The sequence below is a fragment of the Pectobacterium odoriferum genome, assembly GCF_009931295.1.
In the GTDB taxonomy this organism is placed as follows: domain Bacteria; phylum Pseudomonadota; class Gammaproteobacteria; order Enterobacterales; family Enterobacteriaceae; genus Pectobacterium; species Pectobacterium odoriferum.
The window spans coordinates 525,175-551,041 of the sequence record NZ_CP034938.1 but is presented as its reverse complement, the minus strand read 5'-3'; the positions used below and the strand labels follow the sequence as shown (position 1 = coordinate 551,041).

Below are 25,867 nucleotides of genomic sequence, written 5' to 3'. Positions count from 1 at the left end.
ACTCTGTCGAGTGCAAAACTCGCCGCCGCAGCGGCGAGTCTGGTGTATCAGGCATCTGGCCCGACTCTGACCACTAACTTACCGAAGTTTCGGCCGTGCAGCAGGCCGATAAAGGCCTCTGGGGCATTTTCCAACCCGTCGACGATCTCTTCCCGATATTTGATCTTACCTTCCTCCACCCACGGCGACACATCCTTCCAGAATTCATCGAAGCGATGACCATAATCATCAAAGATAATGAATCCCTGCATCCGAATACGTTTCTTCAGGATAGTCCCCATCAGCAGCGGTAGGCGATCTGGCCCATCCGGTAACCCTGTGGCATTGTAGCCAGAGACGAGTCCGCACACCGGAATACGCGCCGAGGTGTTCAGCAGCGGCAGCACGGCGTCAAAGACTTTTCCGCCAACGTTTTCAAAGTAGATATCGATTCCCTGCGGGCAGGCCTGTTTCAGCTGTTCTGCAAAATCATCCGCCCGGTGGTCGAGGCAAGCATCAAACCCCAGCACCTCAACCGCGTAGCGACATTTCTCTGCGCCACCCGCCACGCCAACCACCCGACAGCCTTTTAATTTACCGAGTTGCCCAACCGTCGCGCCGACTGGGCCAGTCGCGGCGGCCACCACCAGCGTTTCACCCGCTTTAGGCTGGCCGATATCCGTCAGGCCCATATAGGCGGTGAAGCCCGGCATACCCAGCACCCCCAACGCGTAGGAAGGATTTGTCGGCGACTGACCCAGATTCGTTAATCCTTTGCCGTCAGAAATCGAATAATCCTGCCAGCCGCTGAAGGACAGCACCCAATCGCCAGTCTGATAATCCGGGTGTTTTGACGCCACCACGCGGCTGATTGTCCCGCCGACCATCACGTCATTCAGTTCGACGGGTTTAGCATAAGAAGGGGCATCGCTCATGCGGCCACGCATATAAGGGTCAAGGGAAAGGAACACCGTACGCAGCAGGATATACCCTGAATCGACCTGTGGGACAGGTTGCTGTTCCAGACGGAAAGTCTCTTGTGTTGGCGCGCCGTGCGGGCGCTGAGCCAGAACAACACGGCGGTTAATTTGATCGGTTTGCGGCATAATATCCTCCGTTAAACAAAGCGTGTTGATAAAATCACTTCGTTAACAATAGGATCTGTTCTTTCATCTGGCTACGCAAACCGTGCGGCGTTCATTATGCCGTTTTGCTTTTTTCGTAACGCGACATGCGATCCAGATACCCCATGACAAGTGCAGACAGCACAAACGTCAAATGGATAATCACGTACCACATCAGCTTGTTATCCGGAATATTACGGGCATCCATGAACACACGCAGCAGATGGATCGACGAGATAGCGACAATCGAGGCGGCAACTTTATTTTTCAGCGAGCCGGAGTCCATCTTACCGAGCCAGTTCAGCTTTTCTCTGCCTTTGGAGATATCCAGCGCCGAGACAAAGTTCTCGTAACCGGACAGCATCACCATCACCAGTAATCCGCCGACCAGCGTCATATCGATCAGTGACAGCAGCACCAGCACCAAATCTGCTTCAGCGATATCCAGGATATTGGGCAGGACGTGGAACACTTCCTGGAAAAATTTGATCGCCAGCGCCAGCAAACCCAGCGATAGCCCGAGGTAAACAGGGGCAAGCAGCCAGCGCGATGAGTACATCAGATTCTCAATAAAACGTTCCATAACTCACTATATACAGGTGGAAAAGAAGGAAATAATAGCGAAAAGTCCTGCTGTGGTGTTAATCAATTCTTGAGCAGAATACACCATTTACAGAATGCTCTGCCCTGTCGTGCCCTCAGCGAGGATTTCCGCGTTTTGTGATCCGGCCTGCACTCACCTTCAAACCGATGCCGTCCTCCTGCCGCTCGTGGCGCACATCTGAAGGTTCACCCTTTTTCACCTTCCTATAGAGGTTAGCGTGGTGGATGAACAGGATGCGAATAGCGAAGAGATTTTAAAAAATCTGTATCTGTATGCCTTTTCAGATTTCCTGATGGTTTTTTCCGAAGGAAAGGCAAGCCTAGAAGCCGCAGAATCGTCGATTATTGATGTTTATGATTACATGGCGGCTCAACCCAATTTTTACTCAACGAGAAGGAAGGAAAAGCGGTCATTTTGAGTGATGATGACGAAGAAAAGATAAAAAATGATCCACTGTATGTGAACGAACTGACTGCTCTGAGAACAGACAGGGCTTTCGCTGAAAACATCGTTTTGTGGGACAACGCGGTGGCATTCCGATGAGGATATTATTTAAATAATGACGAGCGCGCACCCTAAAAAAATTGAAAATATTTATCGTTTAGACTCACAAGAAAGGTGTGATTACTTTATCCGTAAGATTACTGATTTTGAAATGGTCTGGGGATTATTTAATGAGGGATGGGCGGGATTCACAGCAAAAGCCATTGAGTTAAACGAATTCCTATCACACTGGCTCCCTGGAATGCAGAGCGACGGTAGAATATGTCAAATTTTCCCCACGCCAAGTGAACACGGCTTTTTCATTCCCCCAACAGCCTTACTGCATGCCATTAAAGAAGAACGTGAACAATATGAATGACCGTTCAGTTTACAATTTATCCCGAGAGACATTTATTTGAATCTTGTGGAAATGAGCAAAGGGAAATGAGGATGTCAGCGTTTTTTAACGAAATAGCCAGGCTTTCCCCAAGAGAGTTGCAACGCTATGCGTCTGCCTGTTTACAGGCCTATTGCAACGCAAAATTAATTCAACACCCATCGATCGATGCGTTGATAGCTCATCTTAATCGTTATCCAGAGAGTGGCAGTCTGGTTGAATGGGAAAGGAAAGGCGCGTTGCTGCCGCTAAATGGCCGGGGAGATGATATACCACAGAATCTGATCCTATCGATCTCACCACAGGATATTGAAACATTCTCTTATCTTGTTGATGTCGTAGTGGAGGTCGGAATCGTGGATATGTACGGGGCACCAACAACGCTTCCAACTGAGTTTGTTACGAAGATAGCCTTGATTCTGTCTAAAAATAACATCGACCTACCTGAGCGTTAGATGAAAAGAAATGCAGTGCTCAATATTAGAAAAACATTGAGATGTCGTTCGGATGAAGAGGTTGAAAACCAGTGAGCAGGTCAATCAAAACATGAGCTATGAGTACAAGTTAGTCTTTGATGATGCCTCGGCAGCCCAAGATGTCATCCGCGCTATTGAGCACAGTGAAACCTGCATTCGTGCCGAAAACGGTGATGTCTATTTGAAAGACAAATCCCTAAACAATCACACTGGATATGACCTCCGTCTGATCGATGAGGACGATGGCTCGCTGTGGCTTCAGGTTAACGTTAAATCTGTCGATATTTACGCGCTCGTGCGAGAAACCCTAAGCGGGAAACCTTTCAAATGCTTTGAAGATGGGGATGCGGAGAGTGAAGTCGAACTCAACGAGGTTTTTCGCCTCAATACGTTACTCAATCCGCTCTGACGTTGTCAGGAACGTGCCCCCAGCGTGATAAGCTCCAACAAAATGAATATGATAGGTCGGATACGGATGAAGGTGTCATCAGAATCGCCAAACGCAATGTTGATGAGAGATAAAGGTTAAGTTCTCATAGAGAAGACAGCAGGAGAAAACCATGAGCGTCAGATTTCCGGCAGCCTATTATAATGCGTCCTCTGAAGAGGGCATTTTGACGGTTGGATTCGCAGATAATGAAGATGACCCACAACATTTCCTCATTTTGCAACGGGCGGAAGAACCTGACGAGCAAGATGAAGAACTGGGCCAAGATACTTATTATGTTGAGATTGGCAATCCAGGCGTAGCTGGATATGGCGGTATTGATGCTGTTTTGGTTACGACAAACAAAATCATTTTTACGTGCTCAGGCACGACGAGCTGGCGCAAAGAAATAGAAACGATTGAGATAGAGATTTCGCCTCAGTTGGGAGCCATTGACAACATTGAATCCTCGCTTCGGAAAATATTTATCAATACGCCAACACGCGTCTCTCGGTCATAGCAACAGTCCTCAATGCATAAAACGGCGCGCGGAAAACAAGATAGAGAGCGTACGTTTTGGCTAACATCGAGCATCATTTTACTTCACTGACTCAGATAGTGGCAATCACTCACCTATGTTAGTTCATGTATACGTAGCAGATAACGATGGGCCAACCTTTGAAGTGCTGCCTGTCCGAGAAATCGAGAAGGACACTTACGAATTGCTGTCTTCTCCCAGCCTTGCGTTAAATTTAGCACGCGGGGATATCTTCCGAATTAACGATAAACATGCCCATCCTGAAGTGTTGCAAAGAGGCGGTAATTTTTGCATTCACATCTATGCCGATTACCTTCCCCCGAAGACATTACCCGTTTAGAGCATGATGTGGTTAGCCAATTAAATGGAACCTTAGCCGGTGTATATCAAGGAAACTTGACGTTGGCCGTTCCTGCCAGAAACGGGATGGATAAGATTGCCGACGTTTTCGATACCTTTCGCGAAAAAACAGGGGTTCAATGGTACTTCGCGAACATTTATAAGAATATTGATGACGATGAAGACGAAACGCTTTTAAATTGGTGGCTGGATAGTTAAGCGCCCATCGACTAGCCCTCAAGTGAAAACGTTCATGGTTAAGATCAGCGGCATTTTTCCAGGAAAGCAAAAACGCCCTGAGAGATCCTCAAGGCGTTCTGGAATGGGCTTCAATGTTTACGGCTAATTTTTTCACGATTCATTAATAGTGTGATACTGAAATAATAAGCATCCCAATATTTCACATTATCTAAAATAAAATCACAGCCTATCGTGAAGCATTCAAAGGGACTTCTGGATCAGGTTCGTGGGTCATACGATTACGTAAATCACGACGAATAATTTCAATAGACCAGAACCAAATGAGGTGACCTACGATTTCTGATACATGTTCATACCAAGGGAGAACAAACAGAGACGGCGTGAGGCCCATTAATGGGAATGAAATCATATGGACAAATAATTGAGCCAGCGCACCAGCCAACAGACCTTGCCATAATTTTATTTTAGGAAATACTTCTGCAACAACGCAGTAACCTAAAGCAAAAACAATAGAGAAAATAATGTGCGTTACACCAACCCAATTGAATACGTGGCCGGCAAAGGTATAAACCGCCGCATTAGGGTCAACAACCCCAAGCCAATCGCGTAAAAAGATGTAGGGAGGATTAAGAAAATTACGAGAGCAATCAATGTTTTCGGCCGCTCTAATCAGTGACTCAGGTGCACAAGCACCGCTAAACATATCAGTAGGGCTACGTGGAGGAAGCGGATTTTCTGCGCCCCATTTTACGAAAGATGAAACAATACCTGCAATCAAACCAATAAAAGCAGCTAATCCATAGCGTCTCCGAGAGGGAGGTGTTTGTTCAAAAAAGTTCATTTTTTTACCAATCTAACCATTAAAGGTTATAGTCTTACATAGACATCACGTACTTATAAAGAGGTTAATTGATATATCGAACAATCTCTCTAGTATATTTTGTTATTAGGAACGCAGTTTTAAATTTTATAAAAATAAAAATAAGAAATCATGCGTTTATTTTTTGTAAAATTTTTACTCAATAATTGAAAAACCAGATTCTATAACGTGTCCTAAATGTATATTTCCTCCGATAAAAACGAATAATAATCCTCCAATAAAAACATTTCGGTTATTTTTATGTAAAATACTAACAGTTAAATAACTCATAATTTCACGCTATACCATACTGATATTCAGCCTGCAACATGGATTGATGGGATGCAGGAATCCAGCAAACCTCACCCCAGACTCCCGTCTTACTCTTCCTTATTCTGCCGGAACCCATCTGAATGCTGATGTGCCTCACGCAAAATAAAATCATATAACCCGTTAATTTTCATTAAAAAAATCATCAAAAATGAACATAAAAGCGCCTCATCAACCGTTTTTGTCATATATATTTTTATGGAATTGAAAATCTATTTTTATTCTTTTACATGCATAAGGCAGCCCTCTAGAGTAGCGAAAAGACCGCCGTGTATGGCCTCATGTCATCGTAAAGGACACAGGGAATGGAAAAAAATCACCCGCAAGTTACGACCCTCGCAGCAGGATTACTCACGCTGCTTTTCGCACTCAATCCCGGTGCTTACGCTGCACAAAGCGGTGAAAAACCGGTATCCGGTGGTATTCTGAACGTAGGTCTGGGTAGCGATACGCCGATCATCGACCCGCACATTACGGCCTATGGCGTAACGGCGCTGATTGCTCGTAACGTGGTGGATTCACTGGTAGGACAGGCGGAAGATAACCGCTTTACGCCTTGGTTGGCGGAAAGCTGGAAAATTAACGACAACAACACCGAGTACACTTTCCACCTGCGCAAGGACGTGACGTTCAGCGACGGCACCAAGCTGGATGCGGAAGCGGTGAAATACAACATTGAGCGTATTCTCGATCCGAAAACCACCTCCAGCTACGCGAAATCGCTGTTAGGCCCTATCGATAAGATCTCAACGCCGGATGACTATACGATTGTGCTCCACTACAGCTCACCGTTTGCGGCGCTGTTACAGGGCCTGAGCCTGCCATATCTGGGCATTCAATCGCCGACGTACCTGAAGAAAACACCAAACACCAGCACCACCGTGGTGGGTTCCGGTCCGTTTATTCTTGATTCCTTTGTGAAAGGCAGCGGCAGCAAGCTGACGAAGCGCCCTGATTACAACTGGGGACCGGGTTATGCCAAGCACACTGGCCCAGCCTATCTGGATGGTCTGGTGTTCAAATACCTGCCAGAAGCGTCGGTTCGCCTTGGCGCACTGAGCAGCGGCCAGATTCAGGCCATTGACGCCGTGCCGCCTGCCAATTTCCCGACGGTGAAGCGCAATCCAAAGCTGGAAGTAATTACCTATGAGAACCCGGGCGTTAACCGCGTACTCTATCTCAACACCACCAAAGGCCCTTTCCAGGATGTCGCGGTGCGTAAGGCATTCCAGAGCGCGGTAGATACCAACGCGGCAGTGAAAGTTGCCTTCTTCGGTACGCTGAAAGCCGCCGATAACGTTCTCGGCCCCGCCACGCTGTACTACGATCCGAGCGTCGCGTCCCGCTGGGGCTTTGATGTGAAAAAAGCCAACGAACTGCTGGATAACGCAGGCTGGAAACAGAAAGACGGCGAAGGCTTCCGTACTAAAGATGGCAAGCGCCTAAGCGTCAGCTTCGTTTATGCTTCAACCAACGTTGAAGCCGCAGATGTCGCGCTGTTCCAGGCGGTGCAATATCAGGTGAAGCAGGCAGGCTTCGAAGTCAAACTGACGCCAGTTGATGCGGGTGAATTCACCACACGCACCAATGCCAACGAGTACGATATCGCCTCTAACTTCTTCGTGCGTGCAGAGCCGGATATTCTGCGTACCGTGTTCGATTCTGCCTATGCGCCACCGAACGGTAACGGCTTTACTCGCATCAGCGTGCTGGACGGTAAACTGAGAAAAGCCATTGGCGCGGGTGACGCGGAACGTAAACAGCTCTATAGCGAAATACAGCGTGAGGTCATCGATCAGGCGTATGTTGTTCCGCTGTATGTTCCAGCCTACCAACTCGGCCTGTCCAAACAGGTACAGGGCATAAGCTGGGCCACCAACGCAAAACCGAACTTCTATGATGTCTGGATTAAACGTTAATCTGTACGCGCTAGGTAAACGTCTACTCACCATTCTGGCTGTGCTCTGGGGCGCAGCCACATTGACGTTTATTGCCGTCAAACTGATCCCCGGCGATCCCGTTGCTATTCTCAGCGGCGGCGATAACGTGGTGGATGAAGCCTATCGCGCCGTACTCATCAAACAATTTGGGCTCGATCAGCCGCTGTGGGTGCAATATCTGCGCTACTGTGGACAGGCGTTACAGGGCGATTTTGGCGTCAGCTATCTCTACCGCCTGCCAGTCGGTGGCGTGATTAGCGATGCGATGCATGAAACCCTGCCGCTGGCGCTCGGTGGCCTGATTCTGGCTCTGCTCCTCGCGATTACCAGCGCGCTGCTCACCGCAGGTCGCTATGGTGCGCTGCGTACCAGCGTATCGTGGCTGGAACTGACGCTGCTTAGCACACCGGTCTACTGGATTGGTATCGTGCTATTAAGCCTGTTCAGTTTTCGCCTGCAATGGTTTCCGATCACTGGCAACGACGGTTTTATGTCGCTGGTGTTACCGGTTATCACCCTAGGCTTGCCGATTGCCGCCATTCTAAGCCAGGTACTGCGCGACGGTTTGGAAGAGGCGCTCTCCCAGCCGTTCTCGCTCACTGTACGCACGCGCGGCGTCAGCGAAATCCGGCTGCGTTTCCGTCACGGTTTGCGCCACGCGGCGCTGGCCGCCTCAACGCTGACCGGCACCTTGTTGGCAAGCGTACTCGGCGGCTCCGTGCTGACCGAAACTGTATTTGGCCGCGCGGGTATCGGACAGGTCACGCTGAGTGCGATTGAAAACCGCGACATGCCGCTGGTGCTCGGCGTCGTCATGCTGTCCGCGTTCCTGTTCGTCGTCATCAATCTGCTGGTGGATGCGCTGTATCTCCTCATCGATCCCCGCTTACGCAAGAAGGCGAGCGCCCATGAGTAGTGAACCAATGCCTTTCACGCCGACGCCATCAAGAAAAATCTATCGCAGTCCGTGGCTGAGCACGGCGACGCTGCTGCCTGCCGCTATCGTTTTCCTGCTGGCGCTGGCGGTCTTTTTCCCCTCGCTGTTTACCAGCCGCACCGCCGATGAAATGGATATGGGGGCGGTATTCCAGTCGCCGAATAGCACTTATTGGTTCGGCACCGATCAGCTAGGGCGCGACATTTTTTCCCGCATCGTTCACGGCACCTCGCTGTCGCTGGGTATTGGCGTCGGCGCGATGCTGATCGCCTGCTTCGGCGGCGTGCTGTTTGGTACGCTCTCGGTGCTCGCACCGCTGCGTATCCGTCAGATTCTGGTACGCCTGCTGGACATCATGCTGGCGTTTCCCGATCTGTTGCTGGCGCTGCTGGTGATCGCCGTACTAGGACGCGGCCCGGAAAACACCATGCTGGCCGTCGGTCTGGCGGGGATTGCGGGTTATGCGCGTTTGATCCGTTCTCAGGTGCTGCAAGTCAGGCTATCCGGCTACGTTGAGCATGCGATTGCGCTGGGCGAGCACCCGCTGTATATCGTTTTTCGCCATATCATTCCCAATACGCTGCGTCCGCTGTTGATTGTCGCCACCATTGGCGTCGGCCACGCGGTGCTGTCCGCCTCAGCGCTGAGCTTTCTGGGGCTGGGCGTCGTTCCGCCGACTGCTGAATGGGGCGCGCTACTGGCTGATGGACGTAACTTCCTTGATATCGCACCGTGGGTCAGCCTGCTGCCCGCCAGCGTCGTCGCGCTGTCGGTGATTTCTATCACGCTGCTGGGGCGTCGTTTACAGGCTATTTTGGCAAAAGGAGAGGCACGATGAGCCTGAACACACTCCCTCATTCATCTTCAGATGCACCGACGAAGACGCCGCTGCTACGTGTAGAGAACTTGAGTGTCACGTTTCCCAGCCCTTTCGGCCCTGTTCGTTCGGTTAAAAATCTTTCTTTTCAGGTGAATGCTGGAGAAATTCTGGCGCTGGTCGGCGAATCAGGTTCAGGAAAATCCGTCACCGCCCGCACGCTGGTAGGTTTATCCGGTGAAGGCGTTGACGTACAAGCAAACGCGATTGAACTCACGCGCCATGATGGTAGCCTGTGCGATTTGCGTTACCTGACCGAGCGCGATTGGCGGGCGATTCGCGGCCGTGAAGTTGGCTTTGTTTTGCAAGACGCGCTGGTGTCTCTCGACCCGCTGCGCAAGATCGGGCAGGAAGTCGCCGAGCCGATTCTGACCCATCGCCTGTTGCCCCGCGAGCAAATTCCCGCACGCGTCGCCGAACTCCTGAAAAAAGCAGGCATTCCCGATCCTGAGAATCGTGCGGCGCAGTATCCACACGAGCTGTCCGGCGGCCTGCGTCAACGCGCGCTTATTGCTTCCGCGCTGGCAGCCGGCCCACAGTTGCTGATTGCCGATGAACCCACCACCGCGCTAGATGCCACGGTGCAAAAGCAGGTGCTGAAAGTCTTCACCGCCTTGGCGCAGGCGGGGCACGGTGTTCTGTTGATTACTCACGATCTTGCCGTCGTTGCTGACGTCGCGGATCGCGTCATCGTCATGCAGCACGGCGCGCTGGTAGAAGGCGGTGAGGCACGGCAGATCCTGTCAGCGCCGACGCATCCCTACACTCGCAAGCTGCTAGCGGCGATCCCGACCGCGTCTACACGAGGAAAGTGGCTGGCCGGTGTCGATCCGTTACAGAGCGGTATTGCGCCATCAGCAGCGTCTCTGGCAGCGAATCACGCCAGCACCGACGCGGTAGCCCTGACGGCGGATCGCATTGCGGTGTCGTTCAAGCGCCCGGACGGCAGCCGGATGCAGGCCGTCAATCAGGTTTCTCTCCAGATCAAGCGCGGCGAAACGCTGGGTATCGTCGGGGAATCCGGCTCCGGTAAAACCACGCTGGGCAAAGTTATTTTGGCACTGCAAAAGCCGGACAGCGGGGAAGTCCGACTCGCGGACAATGCTTGGAGTACGTTAACGGAACGCGAGCGCCGCCCGCTACGCGCACGTATTCAGACGATCACGCAGGATCCGCTCAGTTCATTCGATCCGCAATTTACCGTCGCCCAGATTCTGCGTCAGCCACTGCGCTTGCGCCGTGATCTGAGTGACGATGAGAAACAGCGACGCATTTTGACGCTGCTGGAATATGTCGGGTTGACGCCCGACCTGCTGACCCGACGCCCTACGGCGCTGTCCGGCGGTCAACGCCAGCGCGTCTCCATCGCACAGGCGCTGGCCTCAGATCCTGAAATCCTGATCTGTGACGAGCCGGTATCGGCACTGGATGTCACTACACAGGCGCAGGTGTTGGATTTACTGGTGGCGTTGCAGCGCCAACTGGGCCTGACGATGCTGTTCATCTCCCACGATCTGGGCGTGGTACAGCACATGAGCCACCGCATCGCGGTCATGAAGGACGGGGATATCGTAGAAACCGGGCCGGTCAAACAGATCTTCAATCAGCCGCAGCACCCTTACACGCGCCTGTTGCTCTCGACGGTGGCGGAATAGGGATGTGAAGCGGGAATTCATGTTGAAGCAGGAGAGTCATGCCGAATTGTCGTCGCACGCTGAATGTGACTACCCGAACATATGGCTCCGCTGACCGATAAATCTCAGAGAGACAGCATTACAGGTTTTGATAACCGGCTTCTTTTTGATGTTTAACGGTCAGTATCACTACTCTGCCGGTCAGTTCATCGTGACGGTAAAGCATCACATACCCACTGCTGCCGAACTCGATCACCAGTTCCTGATATTCAAGGGGAAGATGTTCCACGGGTCGTCCGATATTCGGCAGCGCTTCTAACTGACGAATGCCCCGAATCAAAACTTCAGCGGCCTTTTTCGCGGCCAGCGCATTTTTGTTTTTTAGAAAATCCTGTAGACGCTGCAAATCACGCCTCGCGCGTTCTGAAACGATCACTTGTGGCATGCAGGCGCATCCTGTTCATGTCCAGAACCCCAGGATTCTAACCAAGTGACGGTCTCATCTGCGGTGATATGTTTGCCAGTGTCCTGATAGTCTTCCCACGCGGCCAACGCCTCTTTACGGTACTGACTGCGTTTTTCTTCCCGCTCAACGTATTCGGCAATCGCTTCCAACATTAGCGCATGGGCAGAGCTGTTGCGGTCATCGGCCAGCGTTTTCAGTCGTTCTTTAATGTCCTGATCGATGCGCAGCGTCGTGGTTTGACGTGTGGTATCAGCCATCATGTGCTCCGGTTAATATCATTGGTGTCACCAGTGATATTAACCCCGAACGATGCGGGTGTCACTCCACATTCAGGAAGCGCTGGCGATAAGCGCTGGGCGAAACGCCGAACGCCTGATGGAACACCACAGAGAAGTAGTTACTGTCCTCAAAGCCACACAGCGCGGCAACGTCGCCGATGGTTTGCAGATCATAACGCAGCAGCTCCATCGCCTTACAGAGCCGTAGCTGGCGCAGGTAGTGCGGCACGCTCATGCCGGTTTGTTCTTTAAAGCGCGAACGCAAACTGCGGGCGCTGAAATGGTGCTGTTCGCAGAAGGCTTCAAAGCGGAATGGTGCCGCAATGCTGGCACGCAGCGCATTCATCAACATATCCAACTGGTGCGCATCGGCCAGTTGCGGACTATCTGGCGTGTGACGATAGCGCGCCGCCAGCAGCGCAATCTGCAACAGCAGCGCTTCACTCAATTGCAGCGACAGCGCATCCGATTTCATGCACTCCTGCCTCAGCGCGTCCACCTTCTCGCGAAGGGTATCCATACCTTCCGAACCTAAACACCAGTGCCGCTGGCTTTGTGGAAGCTCCCCGCCCGGCAGTAACGCTTGCCAATCGGCAGATAACGTCAGGCGATTGCGAATATAGAGAATGTTGTCCAGCTCAAGCTCGTGGACGGATTCATAGCTGTGGCGATCGTTAGCAGAGACATAAAACATATCGCCGCGAGTAATGCGGTAAGGCACATCGTTCCAGAGGTGCAAACCATTGCCACGCCAGACGATGACGAGTTCATCAAAATCATGATGATGCAGCGGAAACACGGGCTGTGGGTGCCGTTCGGCAACCATCACGGCATTCTTGTCGGTGAGGAAATAGTCTTCAGTCTGTAATTTCAAACCCCGTATTGCTGTCGCCATTCCCTCACCCGCCGTTGCCGTTACCTACTCTTCACGAGAAAACGCCTGATGGCGCAGTGATTTAGGCGCCTGCGAGAATGCCTTGCGGAATTGCGTCGAGAAGTGATTGCTGTCGCTAAATCCACAGGCGTGCGCAATAGTGGTGATGGAATCATCACTCTGCTGCAACCGCCGACGAGCCTCCAGTAATCTTAACCGATTCAGATAGCGTTGTGGCGTCATACCAGTGTGTTGTTTGAGCTGACGGTGCAGCGTACGCAGCGGCAGCGAGAACCGATCGGCCAGACTGCCCCAGTTGACCTCTTCACTGTAGTTGTTTTGCAGCCAGCCCAGCAGCGCCTGTACCCCCTGACGCTCGGAGCCGTTGGCCTGCGTCTGAAAACAGTGCTGGCGCAGTTGCACCAGAATGTGCAGAAACAGACTCTCGCTGGCCGCGATCGCTTCCGGTGCATCGCTCTGCGCCAGTTCAGCCAGACTGTTCATCGACTGTTTCAACTGCTGCATTCCCGCCGCATTGACCTGCCACTGCCCTTGCCATTCGCCGTTCTGGCCATACGGCAAAAAGGCGGCGATATCGGAAAGGAAGCGGAACCCGCGCGGCGAGCGGTACAGCATGTTGGTCAGGCACAGCCCTTCGACGTCTTCAAACAGATGCCGATCGTTATCACGAACGAAGAATACCGAACCGCTGCACAGTGCATAGGGCTGATCGTTAAACACATGGACGCCGGCGCCCTGCTCCACCAGCACAATTTCCCAGAAATCATGATAATGCTCAGGAAACGCCGCTTGTGGGGTACGCGGCTCCACCGCAACCGTTACGGCACGCGAAGCAAAAAAATCATCACCACGAAGTAACGTCATTTCAGTTCTCCATTCAGCCTCTGGCAAAAATGCGGCCTTTGAAAAAGGGTAGCCAGAAGCGACAAAACCAGCCTTGAAATACCGTCACCCGCACGCCGTCTGGCTGCTCTTTTTTTAAGATCGCACCGCCTAATTGATTGAAGTGTGGTAAGGATCACACCGCCTTTTACCTGATTTTTTCGTGGTTATTCCCTAAATAATTTCCCAGATTGTGAGCCCTTTCACGGTCAGCTTTGTCATTTTGCCAGCCGCTTGTTGTTGATGGCACTCATAGGAAGGTGGCTTCTGTTACCGCTCCTTACACTGCAACACATCCAACAAGTAAGGAGTGCGGCTATGGCGGTGAAGAATATCGTGGCGGTGGATTTAGGTGCATCCAGTGGTCGGGTCATGCTGGCAACCTTGCACACCGCAACGCAGCATTTGACGCTGAAAGAAATTCACCGTTTCAGCAATACGCTGGTGTTTCAGGACAACCATCATCAGTGGGATCTGGCCGCGCTAGAAGGCAATATCCTCACCGGATTACACCAAATCGATGCCATGGGTATCGCCCCCGATAGCATCGGGATCGACAGTTGGGGCGTGGACTATGTGCTACTCGATAAGGACGGGCAGCGTGTTGGCCTGCCGTATTCCTATCGCGACCACCGCACCGACGGCGTAATGGCCGCGGTTACCGCAGAACTGGGGCGTGAAGCGATCTATCAGCGTACTGGCATTCAGTTCCTGCCGTTTAATACGCTGTACCAGCTTAAAGCGCTGGGCGATGCGCCCTCTGACGATCTGGATCAGGTAGCACACCTGCTGATGATCCCCGACTATTTTCACTATCGCCTCACGGGGAATGTCGTCTGCGAATACACCAACGCCAGCACGACCCAACTGCTTAATCTGGAAAAGAAAACCTGGGACAGTGAACTGCTGGACTATCTGAGCATCCCGCGCCGCTGGTTGAGCGATCCGGTACAGCCGGGGCACGCCGTCGGGAACTGGACAGCGCCAAGCGGACGACACATTCCCGTAACTGCTGTCGCCACGCACGATACCGCCAGCGCGGTAGTCGGCGCACCGTTGCTGAGCCGCGACAGCGCCTACCTCAGTTCCGGCACCTGGTCGCTAATGGGCATCGAGAGCGACACGCCGTTTAATAGCCCGCAGGCGCTGGCCGCCAATATCACCAACGAAGGTGGCATAGACGGCACCTATCGGGTGCTGAAAAACATCATGGGTCTGTGGCTGCTACAGCGCGTTTGTCAGGAGCGTGACATCAAGGTCTTAGGTGCGCTGATTCAGTCCGCCGCCGCTCTACCCGCTTTTGTCAGTTTGATTAACCCCAATGACGATCGCTTTATCAATCCGCCGTCCATGCATCAGGCGATCCGTGACTATTGCCGTGAGCACGACCAGCCTGTGCCCCACAGCGATGCCGAACTGGCACGCTGTATCTTCGACAGCCTCGCGCTGCTCTATCGGCAGGTGGTACTGGAACTCGGCGAACTGCGCCACGCGCCAATCCGCCAGTTGCATATTGTCGGCGGTGGCAGCCAGAACGCCTTCCTGAACCAACTGTGCGCCGATGTGTGCCAGATTCCGGTTCTGGCCGGGCCGGTCGAGGCCTCGACGCTTGGCAATATCGGCTGCCAACTGATGGCGCTGGGCGCCGTTGCCGACCTTGCCGCCTTCCGGCACATGCTGACTCATAACTTCCCTCTGCATCGCTATACCCCGCGTGCGGAGAGTGATTTTGCCGGGCACTGGCGTCGTTTTCAGGCGCTCAGCCAGCCAGAAACCGCCCCACAGGGCAAAAAGGAGACAACGCAATGAGCACACCAATTGAAACTGCCTGGCAGCTGGCAAAAACGCGTTACGCCAGCCTGAATATTGACGTAGAGGCTGCGCTGGAACAGCTCGATCAGATTCCGGTGTCAATGCACTGCTGGCAGGGCGACGATGTAGCCGGATTCGAGAACACCGGTGGACCGTTAACCGGCGGTATTCAGGCCACCGGCAACTACCCCGGTAAAGCAAGCACGCCAGATGAACTGCGTGCCGATCTGGAACAAGCATTTGCGCTGATCCCCGGCCCCAAGCGGCTGAACCTGCACGCCATTTATCTGGAATCCGCCCAGCCCGTCGCCCGTAACGAGATTGCCCCTGAGCATTTCAGCACCTGGGTTGAATGGGCCAAGCACCACAAGCTCGGGCTGGATTTTAACCCGACCTGCTTTTCTCACCCGCTGAGCGCAGACGGTTTTACCCTGTCGCACCCGGACGAAAAAGTCCGCCGCTTCTGGATTGAACACTGTCAGGCCAGCCGCCGGATTTCCGCCTACTTTGGGCGCGAACTCGGCACGCCGTCCGTCATGAACATCTGGGTGCCGGACGGCATGAAAGATTTGACCATCGATCGTCTGGCATTCCGCCAGCGGCTGCTCAGCGCGTTAGACGAGGTTATCGCCGAGCCGCTCGATCAGGCACACCATATCGACGCGGTGGAAAGTAAGCTGTTCGGGATCGGCGCAGAAAGCTTTACCGTCGGCTCCAGCGAATTCTGCCTCGGCTACGCGACCAGCCGCGGCACCGCGCTCTGTCTGGATGCTGGACACTTCCACCCAACCGAAGTGATTTCCGACAAGATTTCCAGCGCGATTCTGTACGTTCCACGCCTGCTGCTGCACGTTAGCCGCCCCGTACGCTGGGACAGCGACCATGTGGTGCTGCTGGACGACGAAACGCAGGCCATCGCCCACGAAATCGTGCGCCATAAGCTGCTTAACCGCGTGCATATCGGGCTCGATTTCTTTGATGCGTCGATCAACCGCATCGCGGCCTGGGTCATCGGCACCCGCAACATGAAGAAAGCCCTGCTGCGCGCGCTGCTGGAACCGACAGAAACGCTGCGCACACTGGAGCAAAACGGCGATTACACCGCGCGTCTGGCCCTGCTGGAAGAGCAAAAATCGCTGCCGTGGCAGGCCGTGTGGGAACACTACTGCCAGCGTCATGACGTCATCCCGGGCAGCGAATGGCTGCAACAGGTGCGTCAGTATGAAGAAACCATCCTCACTCAACGTCAAGGGTAAGACTATGCAAGCAATTCTCTCTTCCTGGTTTGTACAGGGAATGATTAAAGCCACCAGCGACATGTGGCTCAAAGGCTGGGACGAACGTAACGGCGGTAACGTCAGCCTGCGCCTGACGGCTGAGGATGTGACGCCTTATGAAAGCGATTTTTACCCACAGCCGCGCCATGAGGCGTTATCACAGCCGATGCCTGCGCTGGCAGACTGCTGGTTTATCGTCACCGGTTCCGGCAAATTTTTCCGCAACGTGCAGTTGGATCCGGCTGATTCACTGGTGGTGTTGCAGGTCGATAGCGACGGCAAAGGCTATCGCATTTTCTGGGGGCTCACCAACGGCGGCCTACCAACGTCTGAACTGGCCTCGCATTTCCAGTCGCACATTGTGCGTATGGGCGTGACCCACGGGCGCGACCGCGTCATCATGCACTGCCACGCGACCAATCTGATCGCCCTGAGCTATGTGCTGGAGCTGGATACCGCTACGTTCACGCGTGAACTGTGGGAAGGCAGCACGGAGTGTCTGGTCGTTTTCCCAGACGGCGTGGGGATTGTGCCGTGGATGGTGCCGGGCACCGATGCCATTGGCGATGCCACCTCCGAACAAATGAAGCGTCATTCGCTGGTGCTGTGGCCCTTCCACGGCATTTTCGGCACCGGCCCGACGCTGGATGAAGCCTTCGGCCTGATCGATACCGCAGAGAAATCCGCCGAAGTGATGGTGAAAGTGAGATCGATGGGTGGTAAGAAGCAGACGATCTCGACCGAAGAGCTGATCGCGCTGGGTAAACGTTTCGGCGTCACGCCACTGGAAGCCGCGCTGCGCGTGTAGGTCGTGTAACGCATGCCATGCGTGTAATGCGTATAGCATTAGCTTCAGCCTCAACTCGCCACGGCATCACCGCCGTGGCGTTCTGCCAATGACTACGGGGGATTCATCCATGTTGCGTAAGGCTTTTGTGATGTCGGTTTTTCCTGACTGCCACGATGAATATCAGCGTCGCCACAATCCTATCTGGCCGGAACTGGCCGAGGTGCTAAAGAACCACGGTGCGCACCACTACAGCATTTTTCTGGATAAACAGCGCAATCTGCTGTTTGGCTATGTCGAGGTCGAGTCCGAAGCACGCTGGGAAGCGATTGCACAAACGGATGTCTGCCAGCGCTGGTGGAAATACATGGGCGATATCATGCCCTCCAACCCTGATAACAGCCCGGTCAGCGATGCGCTGGAATCGGTGTTCTATCTGGACTAAGAATAATCATACGGCCGATAATATAATGAACATATTACTGCCGTAATAGTATTCCTGAAGACAGTGAAAATAAATATTTTGTCATTTAATTAGCGCCTCGTTACATATAATCATTAGTTTTATTGAATTAATAAAAACTTATTGATTATTGATGGCAATCACGTTTTATTTTCTTTATTTGTGAATGTTATATTTTCACATTATGAATAAAAACACTTATTAAAATAATATTTAACAACCCTGGAATATTAAAACAATCCACTGCAATCTTTAAATTAATCAGCATTTAATCTCGACATAAAGTGATAAACGGAGAGTGAACGTCATTTCTTCTCCAACACGTCTTTATCGTATTACACATTATAAAGATCTTATTTTATCTGCCGTTATCACTACTACCTTCTCTCTATAATCAATAAGAATAGCGATGAAATTTTCCCAACTCACAGTGTTTTCTAAGTTATTACTCGGTTTTTCCGTCCTGATAGCCATGATGTTGTTATTAGGTGTGGTTTCACTACTCCAGCTTAGCGTTAATAATGGCCGTATTGATGAATTAAGCGGCAGCAGCCTGCCCGGCGTGCGCTATAGTCTGGAAATGCGCGGCGCGTTGTCTGAAACGCGTTTGCAGCAAATTCAGTATATCGATTCCAAAACCCCCGAAGAGCGCGAAAGCCACCGCAAAGAATTGCTGCAAAACGCCGATGCTTTCCTTGCCGCGTTTAAGAACTACCAAACCGTTGCTAACAGCGAGGATAAAAAAGCGCTGATTAAGGTGATTGGCGAAAATTTCTCCGGCTTTAACTCGGTCAACACCGCGCTGGTTGATACCGTCAATCGGGGCGATCTGGCAGAAGCCAGCAAAATCAGCGGCGCAAGCTCTTCCAAGTACCGTAGTCAGCTAATGAAAGATCTGGCCAAGCTAGTGGAGATGGAAGTGGCGACGGCAAAAGATATCGTCGACGGTGCCAATTCGATGTATCGGACATCACAGTACTATGTCTGGGGATTGCTGCTACTCGCTCTGCTGACGACCGCCGTTATCGCCACCCTTATCTCACGTAATATTTCGCGCCAGCTCGGCGGCGACCCGCATTACGCGCAAGAAATCATGGCTGAGATTGCCTCCGGTAATTTGACGGCGCAAATCCAGCTACGTCAGGGGGACAACAGCAGCCTGCTGGCCTCCATCAACCACATGAATCGGCAGTTGGTGAACACCGTACACACCATCATGAACGGCAGCGAATCCATCACGCTGGCGTCCAGTGAGATTGCTCAGGGTAACAGCGACCTGTCACAGCGTACCGAAGAGCAGGCGGCTTCGCTGATTCAAGCATCGGCCAATATGCAGCAGTTGACGCACACCGTGCGCCAGAATGCGGATAACGCCAAAGAAGCGAGCCAATTGGCGCAGCAAACCTCGGAAACCGCTTCTCAGGGTGGATTTATCGTGGACGACATGCTTAAACGTATGCATGAGATCTCCGACAGTTCACAGAAGATCGTTGACATTATCGCCGTGATCGAAGGCATTGCCTTCCAAACCAATATCCTTGCGCTGAACGCCGCAGTAGAAGCGGCCAGAGCAGGCAGCGAAGGGAAAGGCTTTGCCGTCGTAGCGGGCGAAGTACGGACGCTGGCACAGAAGAGCGCCAACGCGGCTAAAGAGATCAAAACGCTGATCGAAGGCACCGTCGAGAAGATTACTGACGGCTCGGCACGGGCAGACAAAGCCAGCCAGGCGATGTCGGAAATTGTGCTGTCGGTGAAAAAGGTGACGGATATCGTGGCGGAGATTTCTCAGGCCTCCAACGAGCAGCATATCGGCATCAAAGAGATCAGCGTGGCGATAGAACAGATGGATCGGGTCACCCAGCAGAACGCCGCACTGGTTGAAGAATCCGCCACGGCGGCGCACGCCATGACAGAAAAGGGCGAACAGCTACGCGATGCCGTTCGTTTCTTCAAAGTTAACCAAGACCACATGCTAAGAATTCATTAATTCCCCTCTGCCCCGTCGACCACTCGACGGGGCAACAAACGGCTTCTTAGCACCTCTCACCCACTGCATAGCAATACGCCGTTGACGTCCGGTTTAGGTAAACAGGGTTATGATTACATCACTAAACTACGTACTTAGTTTCTGTGTAGCCAGTTTCTACGTATATTTCGTCAGCCGACGACTATTTTTATTTTACATCTCGCCATACGGCGATAAGGAGACAACATGGACGAGCACCCTCGATGGCCCGGTAAACCGCATCCGTTAGAATAAGGACTGTCTTCTTCTTCGACCTCTCTGTTCTCTCCACCTGCGCTGTTTACCTCCCTTAATACCTTCATTTTTTCCGCTTGACGTCCCTTTATCCGAGATGCGCGCCCGTGCGCGGCGGACAGGCAACATTAAGAGAGCAGCATCATGACCGATATGAGCACGCAAACGGGGTATCGCCGCGCCCGTAAGACACCCGCGGCCACCTTTGCGATTGCCCGCGAGGCGCAAAACAGCCTCGACCAAACACTGGCTAATCTGAATACTCATCTGCACGGCTTAAGCCATGATGACATCATTGAGCGTCAGCAAACCTATGGAGAAAACCGCGTCGCCCACGAAAAAGCACCCCATGCACTGGTGCAATTGGCTGTCGCGTTTAATAACCCGTTTATTTACGTACTGATGGCGCTGGCCGCTATCAGCTTTTTCACCGACTACTGGCTACCGCTGCGCGATAACGAAGAGACATCGCTTACTGGCGTTATTATCATTCTGGTGATGGTTAGCCTGAGCGGCCTGCTGCGCTTTTGGCAGGAGTTTCGGACCAATAAAGCCGCAGAAGCGCTGAAATCGATGGTGCGGACAACAGCCACCGTGCTGCGTCGTCCTCACGCCAACGCCACCGCCGTCTTGCAGGAGATTCCGCTTCAACAGTTGGTTCCCGGCGATATCCTGACGCTCTCCGCTGGCGATATGGTACCAGCGGATGTCCGGCTGGTGGAGTCACGCGATCTGTTCGTTAGCCAGGCGGTGCTGACCGGTGAATCGCTGCCGATCGAAAAATACGACGTATTCAGCGATATCAGCGCCAAAGGCTGTCAGCCCACAAACTGCGGCGGCGAGAGCGATCTGCTGGCGCTCTCCAACATTTGTCTGATGGGCACCAACATTTCCAGCGGCACAGCTACGGCGATTGTCGTGGCGACCGGCAGCCACACCTACTTCGGCTCGCTGGCAAAATCCATCGTCGGCACGCGTTCTCAAACCGCCTTCGATCGCGGCGTTAACAGCGTAAGCTGGTTACTGATCCGTTTCATGATCGTGATGGTACCGGTCGTGCTGCTGATTAACGGCTTCACCAAAGGCGACTGGATGGAGGCCAGCCTGTTTGCGCTGGCGGTGGCGGTCGGCCTGACACCAGAAATGCTGCCGATGATTGTCTCGTCCAATCTGGCAAAAGGCGCGATTGCCATGGCGCGGCGCAAAGTGGTGGTCAAACGGCTGAACGCGATTCAGAACTTTGGCGCGATGGACGTCCTGTGCACCGATAAAACCGGCACGCTAACGCAGGATCGCATCATCCTTGAACATCACCTGAATACGCAGGGTCAGGTCGATACAAGTGTACTCCAGCTCGCCTGGCTCAACAGCACGCACCAGAGCGGCATGAAAAACCTGATGGATCAGGCCATCATGCATTTTGGCCGTCATAATCCCGCCATCGCCGCGCTGGGTCGCTATCGCAAAATCGATGAGTTGCCGTTTGATTTTATTCGCCGCCGTCTGTCCATCATCGTTGCCGATGAACACAACCAGCAACGTCTGATTTGCAAAGGCGCAGTAGAAGAAATGCTGGCGGTTGCCACGCATGTCAGTGAGAACGGACAGCAGCATGAACTGGACGACGCGCGCCGCAATGCGCTGAAAACGCTGGCAGAAAGCTACAACCAGCAAGGGTTCCGCGTGCTGATGATTGGCACCCGGGAACTGAGCACAGTAGGCAGCACACTGCCGCTCAGCGCCGAGGATGAACGTGACCTGACAATTTGCGGTCTGCTGACGTTCCTCGATCCACCGAAAGAAAGCGCCTCTGCCGCCATTCGCGCCCTGCATGAAAACGGTGTGACGGTTAAAGTTCTGACTGGTGATAACGCGATTATCACCAGTAAGATCTGCCGCGATGTCGGGCTGGAGCCGGGTGAGGTGCTGGAAGGCAACGCTATCGATGCGCTCAGCGATGAACAGCTCGGCGTACTGGTAGAACAGCGCACCATTTTTGCCCGACTGACGCCGCTACAAAAATCCCGCGTGCTGAAAGCGCTGCAGGGGAATAACCATACGGTCGGCTTTTTGGGCGACGGTATCAACGATGCCCCCGCCCTGCGCGATGCCGATATCGGGATTTCTGTCGATACAGGCACGGATATCGCCAAAGAATCGGCCGATATCATTCTGCTGGAAAAGAACCTGATGGTGCTGGAAGAAGGTGTCATCAAAGGGCGCGAGACGTTCGGGAATATCATCAAATACCTGAACATGACCGCCAGCTCCAATTTCGGCAACGTGTTTTCCGTGCTGGTCGCCAGCGCCTTTATTCCGTTCCTGCCAATGCTGGCGATCCATCTGCTGATTCAGAACCTGATGTACGACATCTCTCAGCTGTCGCTGCCGTGGGACAAAATGGATAAGGAGTTCCTGCGTAAACCGCGTAAATGGGATGCCAAAAATATCGGTCGCTTCATGCTGTGTATCGGACCGACGTCATCGATTTTTGACATCACCACCTACGCGCTGATGTGGTTCGTGTTTGCCGCTAACAGCGTAGAGCATCAGGCTCTGTTTCAGTCAGGCTGGTTCGTTGAGGGGTTGCTGTCACAAACGCTGGTAGTTCACATGCTGCGTACCCAGAAGATCCCGTTCATTCAGAGTACGGCAGCACTGCCAGTGATGCTGATGACTGGGCTGGTGATGGCGCTGGGCATTTATCTACCGTTCTCACCGCTGGGGCCGCTGGTCGGTTTACAGCCGCTGCCGTGGGAATATTTCCCGTGGTTGGCCGCCACGCTGATTGGCTACTGCACCGTCGCTCAACTGGTCAAACGCGCCTATATCCGCCGCTTCGGCCAATGGTTCTGATCCCTTCTCTACCTCTTCACAGCGGGTGCACTGTCGCCCGCCGAATCAGGATCCCCTATGAAATCTTCTCGCTACGCATTCAAGATCGTTGTCTTCTTTCTTACCCTGATTTCACTGATTAACATTACGATGCTGCTCACCGTCACCTAAACTGTAAAAATACCAATACAGTGGCAAAAATACATACCACCTTGGATGTAGTATAAGTTAACGATCTCGTTGTAAAAAAAGAGAGAAAAAAGATATAAACAATTAAATAATAAGCAATATATTATTATTTACAGGGTGGTAAACAAAATAGACATGGTTTTTTTAAGGAAATCATGGGGTCAGCGCTAAACCATTCCCTTATTAGGCCGAAACTAAAATAAATACCTGTCTATTTTTGCAAACTGCACATGTCAGGAACGGACTACTTGCAGGCTATGGAGCATACCTATGAAATCCCTTCACCACATCTCGATCCGTAGTAAGTTCATTCTTGCCCTTCTCCCGCCTATCCTTGCCCTCCTCTGGTTCAGTTTTTCCGGCGTAATGGAACGCCGCAGCACAGAAAATGAAATGGTCCGTATGGAGAAGCTCATCACGCTGGCGCGCGATGCAGGCGAGTACACTCACCAGCTACAGCGTGAACGTGGCTTGAGCGCGGGCTATTTTGGTAGTCAGGGGAAAAATTTTGGCCCAGAGCTCACCACGCAGCGGCAAGCCACCGATCGGGCACAGCAGGTGCTTGAGCAAACCGCCGCAAACCTGAGCCGCGCCGAGCTTGGCGATGCCGTCAGCGAAGAACTCGGTCGCGTCACACAGAAAACACAGCAGCTTGCGGAACATCGCCGCAGCGTCGATAGCATAGCGATCCCTGTTGCCCAAGCCATAGGCTACTATTCCGATTCGGTCAGCAACCTCCTGAATATCGTCGGAGATATGGCCCATCTGGTCAGCGACGGCGGTATCGCCCAGCGGCTGGCGGCCTATTACAACCTGTTGAACGTCAAAGAACAGGCTGGGCTTGAACGCGCCGTGCTCTCCAACGCGTTCTCTGCTAATAGTTTTGCTACCGGTATGTTCGAACGTCTGAACCAGATGGTTGGCCGGGGAGATGCCTACACCACGGCCTACAACATGTTCGCCAATACCGAGCTGCGCAGGGCTTTTGAACAGGCCCTCAGCAATCCTTCTGCACAGAGCGCACTTCAGATGCGTAATAAGGCCATCACCTCTCCTGGCGGCAATTTTGATATCGATGCCAGCCAGTGGTTTAACCAACAAACGGCAAAAATCGATGAGTTGAAAAAGGTTGAACAGCTCGCCACCAACGATCTAACGGCACAAGTGAATACCTTAGCCGCCAAGGCTCGCCAGTCATGGATTAGCTATCTGGCCGGTGCGTTGGTTTCTCTGCTCATGGCGCTCGGTCTTGCTTCCATGGTCATGCGCAGCATCAACGAGCAACTGCAACAAACGCTGACGACCATTCGCGAGATGGGCGGGGATCTTACACGGCGCCTGCGTGTGCCGGGAACCGACGAACTGTCACAACTGAATCAGGCGTATAACGTCTCACTGGAAAACATCGCCGACATGGTGGTGAGTATTAAGCGCAGCTCGCAGACGATCGGACAAGCCAGTAGCGAGATCGCCAACGGCAACCAGGATCTGGCGCAGCGTACCGAAGAGCAATCCGCTTCGCTGGTACAAACCGCCAGCAGCATGGAAGAAATTACCGTTACGGTAAAACAAACCGCAGATTTTGCCGGACAGGCGCGTCAATTGACGACGGAGGTGGACGATCAGGCGCACCGCGTCGGCACCATTACCGAGTCGGCTAGCGGTGCGATGGAAAAAATTCAGGATGCCAGCCAGCGCGTGAATGCGGTGGTTTCCGCCATTGATGCCATTGCCTTTCAGACCAACCTGCTGGCGCTGAATGCCGCAGTTGAGGCTGCACGGGCAGGGCAACATGGTCGCGGATTCTCTGTCGTCGCAGCGGAAGTACGTCAGCTATCGCAGCGCAGTGCAGATGAAGCGGGAAAAATCCGCGCGCTCATCGCCGACAGTATTGCCAGCGTCAGCGAAGGAACGAAGCTGGTGAATCAATCAAATCGTGGAATTAATGACATCGTCGCCGGCACCCGTAAAGTGCGCGATTTGGTCAATGAAATCGCGGTCGCCGCCGATGAGCAATCGCTGGGCATCGCGCAAATTAACGAAGCGCTCAGTCAGTTAGAGATGGTCACGCAGCAAAATGCGACGCTGGTTTCTCAGGCTTCCGTTGCCAGCCAGTTACTGGATGAACAGGCGATTGAAATGGAATCGCTGGTCAGCCGTTTCAAGGTTGACGACAGCGCACCACAGCAACCTTTACAGCAAGCGCTGTTAGCAAGGTAGAGCATAAAGACATGCGGGCTTAAGTGGCCGACAGCAGATATCTTCTGTTCTCTTAGCCGGGCGATATAGCCCGGCTCCCTCTCATTATTTAGACGATATATCCCTCATCACTTCCCCCTCTATATCTCTTTTATTTATTTCCACACTTTATATTGGGTTAAATTAGATAAAATCTATTTTATATTTCCAAACATAATTATAATTGGTACCCTCGTCGCTTTAATTAACTAATTAAAGTGGATGTCGATAACACATTACTTTATATAAAAAGGCGCAGTAATAAAGATATAAATTGCAATATCAATGCAACATTGAATAGCTTTACGCAAAGGAGGTTAAGTAAAATAGTTTTTTCTTA

At 52.5% G+C, this 25,867-nt stretch carries 25 protein-coding genes; 18 read left to right on the top strand and 7 right to left on the bottom strand.

The annotated features are described in order from the left end of the window. Window positions 1–47: 47 nt before the first annotated feature. On the bottom strand, window positions 48–1,085 hold the full coding sequence (locus EO763_RS02480; RefSeq protein ID WP_161527982.1) for an NADP-dependent oxidoreductase: 1,038 nt from the start codon (window positions 1,083–1,085) through the stop codon (window positions 48–50). 94 nt (window positions 1,086–1,179) lie between these two features. Then, window positions 1,180–1,686: a TIGR00645 family protein gene (locus tag EO763_RS02475; RefSeq protein WP_010285299.1), complete on the bottom strand. Its 507-nt coding sequence runs from the start codon at window positions 1,684–1,686 to the stop codon at window positions 1,180–1,182. Window positions 1,687–1,924: 238 nt separating this feature from the next. Between EO763_RS02475 and EO763_RS02470 the strand changes: the two genes are divergently transcribed. From EO763_RS02470 to EO763_RS23485, 7 genes are all read left to right on the top strand, one after another. Continuing rightward, complete coding sequence (locus tag EO763_RS02470; protein ID WP_161527981.1) at window positions 1,925–2,125, top strand: hypothetical protein; 201 nt, start codon at window positions 1,925–1,927, stop codon at window positions 2,123–2,125. 141 nt (window positions 2,126–2,266) lie between these two features. After that, entirely contained in the window at window positions 2,267–2,569 is a 303-nt protein-coding gene (locus tag EO763_RS02465; RefSeq protein ID WP_161527980.1) for a DUF2750 domain-containing protein, read from the top strand. Between the two features lie 71 nt (window positions 2,570–2,640). Beyond that, a complete protein-coding gene (locus EO763_RS02460; protein WP_244322045.1) occupies window positions 2,641–3,042 on the top strand; it encodes a hypothetical protein in 402 nt (133 codons plus the stop codon). Between the two features lie 52 nt (window positions 3,043–3,094). Then, the gene (locus EO763_RS02455) at window positions 3,095–3,472 is read left to right on the top strand and encodes a hypothetical protein (protein WP_161527978.1); all 378 of its coding nucleotides are present in this window, start codon (window positions 3,095–3,097) and stop codon (window positions 3,470–3,472) included. 151 nt (window positions 3,473–3,623) lie between these two features. Then, window positions 3,624–4,010: an Imm10 family immunity protein gene (locus EO763_RS02450; protein ID WP_161527977.1), complete on the top strand. Its 387-nt coding sequence runs from the start codon at window positions 3,624–3,626 to the stop codon at window positions 4,008–4,010. A gap of 115 nt (window positions 4,011–4,125) precedes the next feature. Continuing rightward, the gene (locus EO763_RS23490; RefSeq protein ID WP_244322044.1) at window positions 4,126–4,368 is read left to right on the top strand and encodes a DUF4265 domain-containing protein; all 243 of its coding nucleotides are present in this window, start codon (window positions 4,126–4,128) and stop codon (window positions 4,366–4,368) included. Further along, window positions 4,317–4,586 carry a hypothetical protein gene (locus tag EO763_RS23485; RefSeq protein WP_244322105.1) on the top strand — a complete coding sequence of 90 codons (270 nt, stop codon included), beginning with the start codon at window positions 4,317–4,319 and terminating at the stop codon, window positions 4,584–4,586. The genes EO763_RS23490 and EO763_RS23485 overlap by 52 nt, the downstream gene beginning before the upstream one ends. Window positions 4,587–4,794: 208 nt before the next feature. Here the strand turns inward: EO763_RS23485 and EO763_RS02440 are convergent, their stop codons facing one another. After that, window positions 4,795–5,409, bottom strand: a complete 615-nt coding sequence (locus tag EO763_RS02440) for a YagU family protein (RefSeq protein ID WP_161527976.1) — start codon at window positions 5,407–5,409, stop codon at window positions 4,795–4,797. 653 nt (window positions 5,410–6,062) lie between these two features. On the opposite strand from EO763_RS02440, the gene EO763_RS02435 reads away from it, so the two are divergent. Genes EO763_RS02435 through EO763_RS02420 form a run of 4 tightly spaced genes read left to right on the top strand, consistent with a single transcriptional unit; the run spans window position 6,063 to window position 11,166 of the window. Continuing rightward, entirely contained in the window at window positions 6,063–7,676 is a 1,614-nt protein-coding gene (locus EO763_RS02435; protein ID WP_039493884.1) for an ABC transporter substrate-binding protein, read from the top strand. Then, window positions 7,654–8,613 (top strand): ABC transporter permease, encoded by a 960-nt coding sequence (locus tag EO763_RS02430; protein ID WP_161527975.1) that lies wholly within the window; start codon window positions 7,654–7,656, stop codon window positions 8,611–8,613. The genes EO763_RS02435 and EO763_RS02430 overlap by 23 nt, the downstream gene beginning before the upstream one ends. Next, window positions 8,606–9,472: an ABC transporter permease gene (locus tag EO763_RS02425; protein WP_161527974.1), complete on the top strand. Its 867-nt coding sequence runs from the start codon at window positions 8,606–8,608 to the stop codon at window positions 9,470–9,472. The genes EO763_RS02430 and EO763_RS02425 overlap by 8 nt, the downstream gene beginning before the upstream one ends. After that, complete coding sequence (locus tag EO763_RS02420) at window positions 9,469–11,166, top strand: dipeptide ABC transporter ATP-binding protein (protein ID WP_161527973.1); 1,698 nt, start codon at window positions 9,469–9,471, stop codon at window positions 11,164–11,166. Before EO763_RS02425 ends, EO763_RS02420 begins: the two co-directional genes overlap by 4 nt. Before the next feature lie 118 nt (window positions 11,167–11,284). Here EO763_RS02420 and EO763_RS02415 read toward each other — a convergent pair whose 3' ends face one another. From EO763_RS02415 to rhaS, 4 genes are read right to left on the bottom strand one after another with little or no spacing between them, the layout of a single operon-like run. Then, window positions 11,285–11,590 (bottom strand): type II toxin-antitoxin system RelE/ParE family toxin, encoded by a 306-nt coding sequence (locus tag EO763_RS02415; RefSeq protein WP_161527972.1) that lies wholly within the window; start codon window positions 11,588–11,590, stop codon window positions 11,285–11,287. Further along, window positions 11,578–11,871, bottom strand: coding sequence for a CopG family ribbon-helix-helix protein (locus tag EO763_RS02410; protein ID WP_425281353.1), 294 nt, complete (start codon window positions 11,869–11,871; stop codon window positions 11,578–11,580). Before EO763_RS02410 ends, EO763_RS02415 begins: the two co-directional genes overlap by 13 nt. Window positions 11,872–11,929: 58 nt before the next feature. Beyond that, on the bottom strand, window positions 11,930–12,784 hold the full coding sequence (locus EO763_RS02405) for a helix-turn-helix domain-containing protein (protein WP_040031929.1): 855 nt from the start codon (window positions 12,782–12,784) through the stop codon (window positions 11,930–11,932). A 24-nt stretch (window positions 12,785–12,808) separates the two neighbouring features. Further along, window positions 12,809–13,648 carry an HTH-type transcriptional activator RhaS gene (rhaS, locus tag EO763_RS02400; protein ID WP_044203767.1) on the bottom strand — a complete coding sequence of 280 codons (840 nt, stop codon included), beginning with the start codon at window positions 13,646–13,648 and terminating at the stop codon, window positions 12,809–12,811. A gap of 336 nt (window positions 13,649–13,984) precedes the next feature. Between rhaS and rhaB the strand changes: the two genes are divergently transcribed. From rhaB to EO763_RS02365, 7 genes are all read left to right on the top strand, one after another. Further along, complete coding sequence (rhaB, locus tag EO763_RS02395) at window positions 13,985–15,475, top strand: rhamnulokinase (protein WP_161527971.1); 1,491 nt, start codon at window positions 13,985–13,987, stop codon at window positions 15,473–15,475. Further along, entirely contained in the window at window positions 15,472–16,734 is a 1,263-nt protein-coding gene (locus EO763_RS02390; RefSeq protein WP_161527970.1) for an L-rhamnose isomerase, read from the top strand. The genes rhaB and EO763_RS02390 overlap by 4 nt, the downstream gene beginning before the upstream one ends. A 4-nt stretch (window positions 16,735–16,738) precedes the next feature. Continuing rightward, entirely contained in the window at window positions 16,739–17,563 is an 825-nt protein-coding gene (gene rhaD / locus EO763_RS02385) for a rhamnulose-1-phosphate aldolase (protein ID WP_039354992.1), read from the top strand. Between the two features lie 109 nt (window positions 17,564–17,672). Next, window positions 17,673–17,987, top strand: a complete 315-nt coding sequence (gene rhaM, locus EO763_RS02380) for an L-rhamnose mutarotase (RefSeq protein ID WP_161527969.1) — start codon at window positions 17,673–17,675, stop codon at window positions 17,985–17,987. 427 nt (window positions 17,988–18,414) lie between these two features. Then, the gene (locus tag EO763_RS02375; RefSeq protein WP_161527968.1) at window positions 18,415–19,992 is read left to right on the top strand and encodes a methyl-accepting chemotaxis protein; all 1,578 of its coding nucleotides are present in this window, start codon (window positions 18,415–18,417) and stop codon (window positions 19,990–19,992) included. A gap of 417 nt (window positions 19,993–20,409) precedes the next feature. Continuing rightward, window positions 20,410–23,121 (top strand): magnesium-translocating P-type ATPase, encoded by a 2,712-nt coding sequence (gene mgtA / locus EO763_RS02370; RefSeq protein WP_161527967.1) that lies wholly within the window; start codon window positions 20,410–20,412, stop codon window positions 23,119–23,121. A gap of 438 nt (window positions 23,122–23,559) precedes the next feature. Next, window positions 23,560–25,509 (top strand): methyl-accepting chemotaxis protein, encoded by a 1,950-nt coding sequence (locus EO763_RS02365; RefSeq protein WP_161527966.1) that lies wholly within the window; start codon window positions 23,560–23,562, stop codon window positions 25,507–25,509. The last annotated feature ends 358 nt before the right edge of the window (window positions 25,510–25,867 follow it).

What these genes read in the sequence shown, in the direction of transcription:
- EO763_RS02465 (WP_161527980.1), top strand. Translation starts at nt 2,267, where the DNA reads ATGACGAGCGCGCACCCTAAAAAAATTGAAAATATTTATCGTTTAGAC.
- EO763_RS02450 (WP_161527977.1), top strand. Translation starts at nt 3,624, where the DNA reads ATGAGCGTCAGATTTCCGGCAGCCTATTATAATGCGTCCTCTGAAGAG.
- EO763_RS02435 (WP_039493884.1), top strand. Translation starts at nt 6,063, where the DNA reads ATGGAAAAAAATCACCCGCAAGTTACGACCCTCGCAGCAGGATTACTC.
- rhaB (WP_161527971.1), top strand. Translation starts at nt 13,985, where the DNA reads ATGGCGGTGAAGAATATCGTGGCGGTGGATTTAGGTGCATCCAGTGGT.
- EO763_RS02480 (WP_161527982.1), bottom strand. Translation starts at nt 1,085, where the DNA reads ATGCCGCAAACCGATCAAATTAACCGCCGTGTTGTTCTGGCTCAGCGC.
- EO763_RS02375 (WP_161527968.1), top strand. Translation starts at nt 18,415, where the DNA reads ATGAAATTTTCCCAACTCACAGTGTTTTCTAAGTTATTACTCGGTTTT.
- EO763_RS02430 (WP_161527975.1), top strand. Translation starts at nt 7,654, where the DNA reads ATGATGTCTGGATTAAACGTTAATCTGTACGCGCTAGGTAAACGTCTA.
- rhaD (WP_039354992.1), top strand. Translation starts at nt 16,739, where the DNA reads ATGCAAGCAATTCTCTCTTCCTGGTTTGTACAGGGAATGATTAAAGCC.
- rhaS (WP_044203767.1), bottom strand. Translation starts at nt 13,648, where the DNA reads ATGACGTTACTTCGTGGTGATGATTTTTTTGCTTCGCGTGCCGTAACG.
- EO763_RS02455 (WP_161527978.1), top strand. Translation starts at nt 3,095, where the DNA reads ATGAAGAGGTTGAAAACCAGTGAGCAGGTCAATCAAAACATGAGCTAT.
- EO763_RS02390 (WP_161527970.1), top strand. Translation starts at nt 15,472, where the DNA reads ATGAGCACACCAATTGAAACTGCCTGGCAGCTGGCAAAAACGCGTTAC.
- EO763_RS02420 (WP_161527973.1), top strand. Translation starts at nt 9,469, where the DNA reads ATGAGCCTGAACACACTCCCTCATTCATCTTCAGATGCACCGACGAAG.
- EO763_RS02415 (WP_161527972.1), bottom strand. Translation starts at nt 11,590, where the DNA reads ATGCCACAAGTGATCGTTTCAGAACGCGCGAGGCGTGATTTGCAGCGT.
- EO763_RS02475 (WP_010285299.1), bottom strand. Translation starts at nt 1,686, where the DNA reads ATGGAACGTTTTATTGAGAATCTGATGTACTCATCGCGCTGGCTGCTT.
- EO763_RS02365 (WP_161527966.1), top strand. Translation starts at nt 23,560, where the DNA reads ATGAAATCCCTTCACCACATCTCGATCCGTAGTAAGTTCATTCTTGCC.
- EO763_RS02440 (WP_161527976.1), bottom strand. Translation starts at nt 5,409, where the DNA reads ATGAACTTTTTTGAACAAACACCTCCCTCTCGGAGACGCTATGGATTA.
- EO763_RS02425 (WP_161527974.1), top strand. Translation starts at nt 8,606, where the DNA reads ATGAGTAGTGAACCAATGCCTTTCACGCCGACGCCATCAAGAAAAATC.
- EO763_RS02405 (WP_040031929.1), bottom strand. Translation starts at nt 12,784, where the DNA reads ATGGCGACAGCAATACGGGGTTTGAAATTACAGACTGAAGACTATTTC.
- EO763_RS02410 (WP_425281353.1), bottom strand. Translation starts at nt 11,871, where the DNA reads ATGATGGCTGATACCACACGTCAAACCACGACGCTGCGCATCGATCAG.
- EO763_RS23490 (WP_244322044.1), top strand. Translation starts at nt 4,126, where the DNA reads ATGTTAGTTCATGTATACGTAGCAGATAACGATGGGCCAACCTTTGAA.
- rhaM (WP_161527969.1), top strand. Translation starts at nt 17,673, where the DNA reads ATGTTGCGTAAGGCTTTTGTGATGTCGGTTTTTCCTGACTGCCACGAT.
- mgtA (WP_161527967.1), top strand. Translation starts at nt 20,410, where the DNA reads ATGACCGATATGAGCACGCAAACGGGGTATCGCCGCGCCCGTAAGACA.
- EO763_RS02460 (WP_244322045.1), top strand. Translation starts at nt 2,641, where the DNA reads ATGTCAGCGTTTTTTAACGAAATAGCCAGGCTTTCCCCAAGAGAGTTG.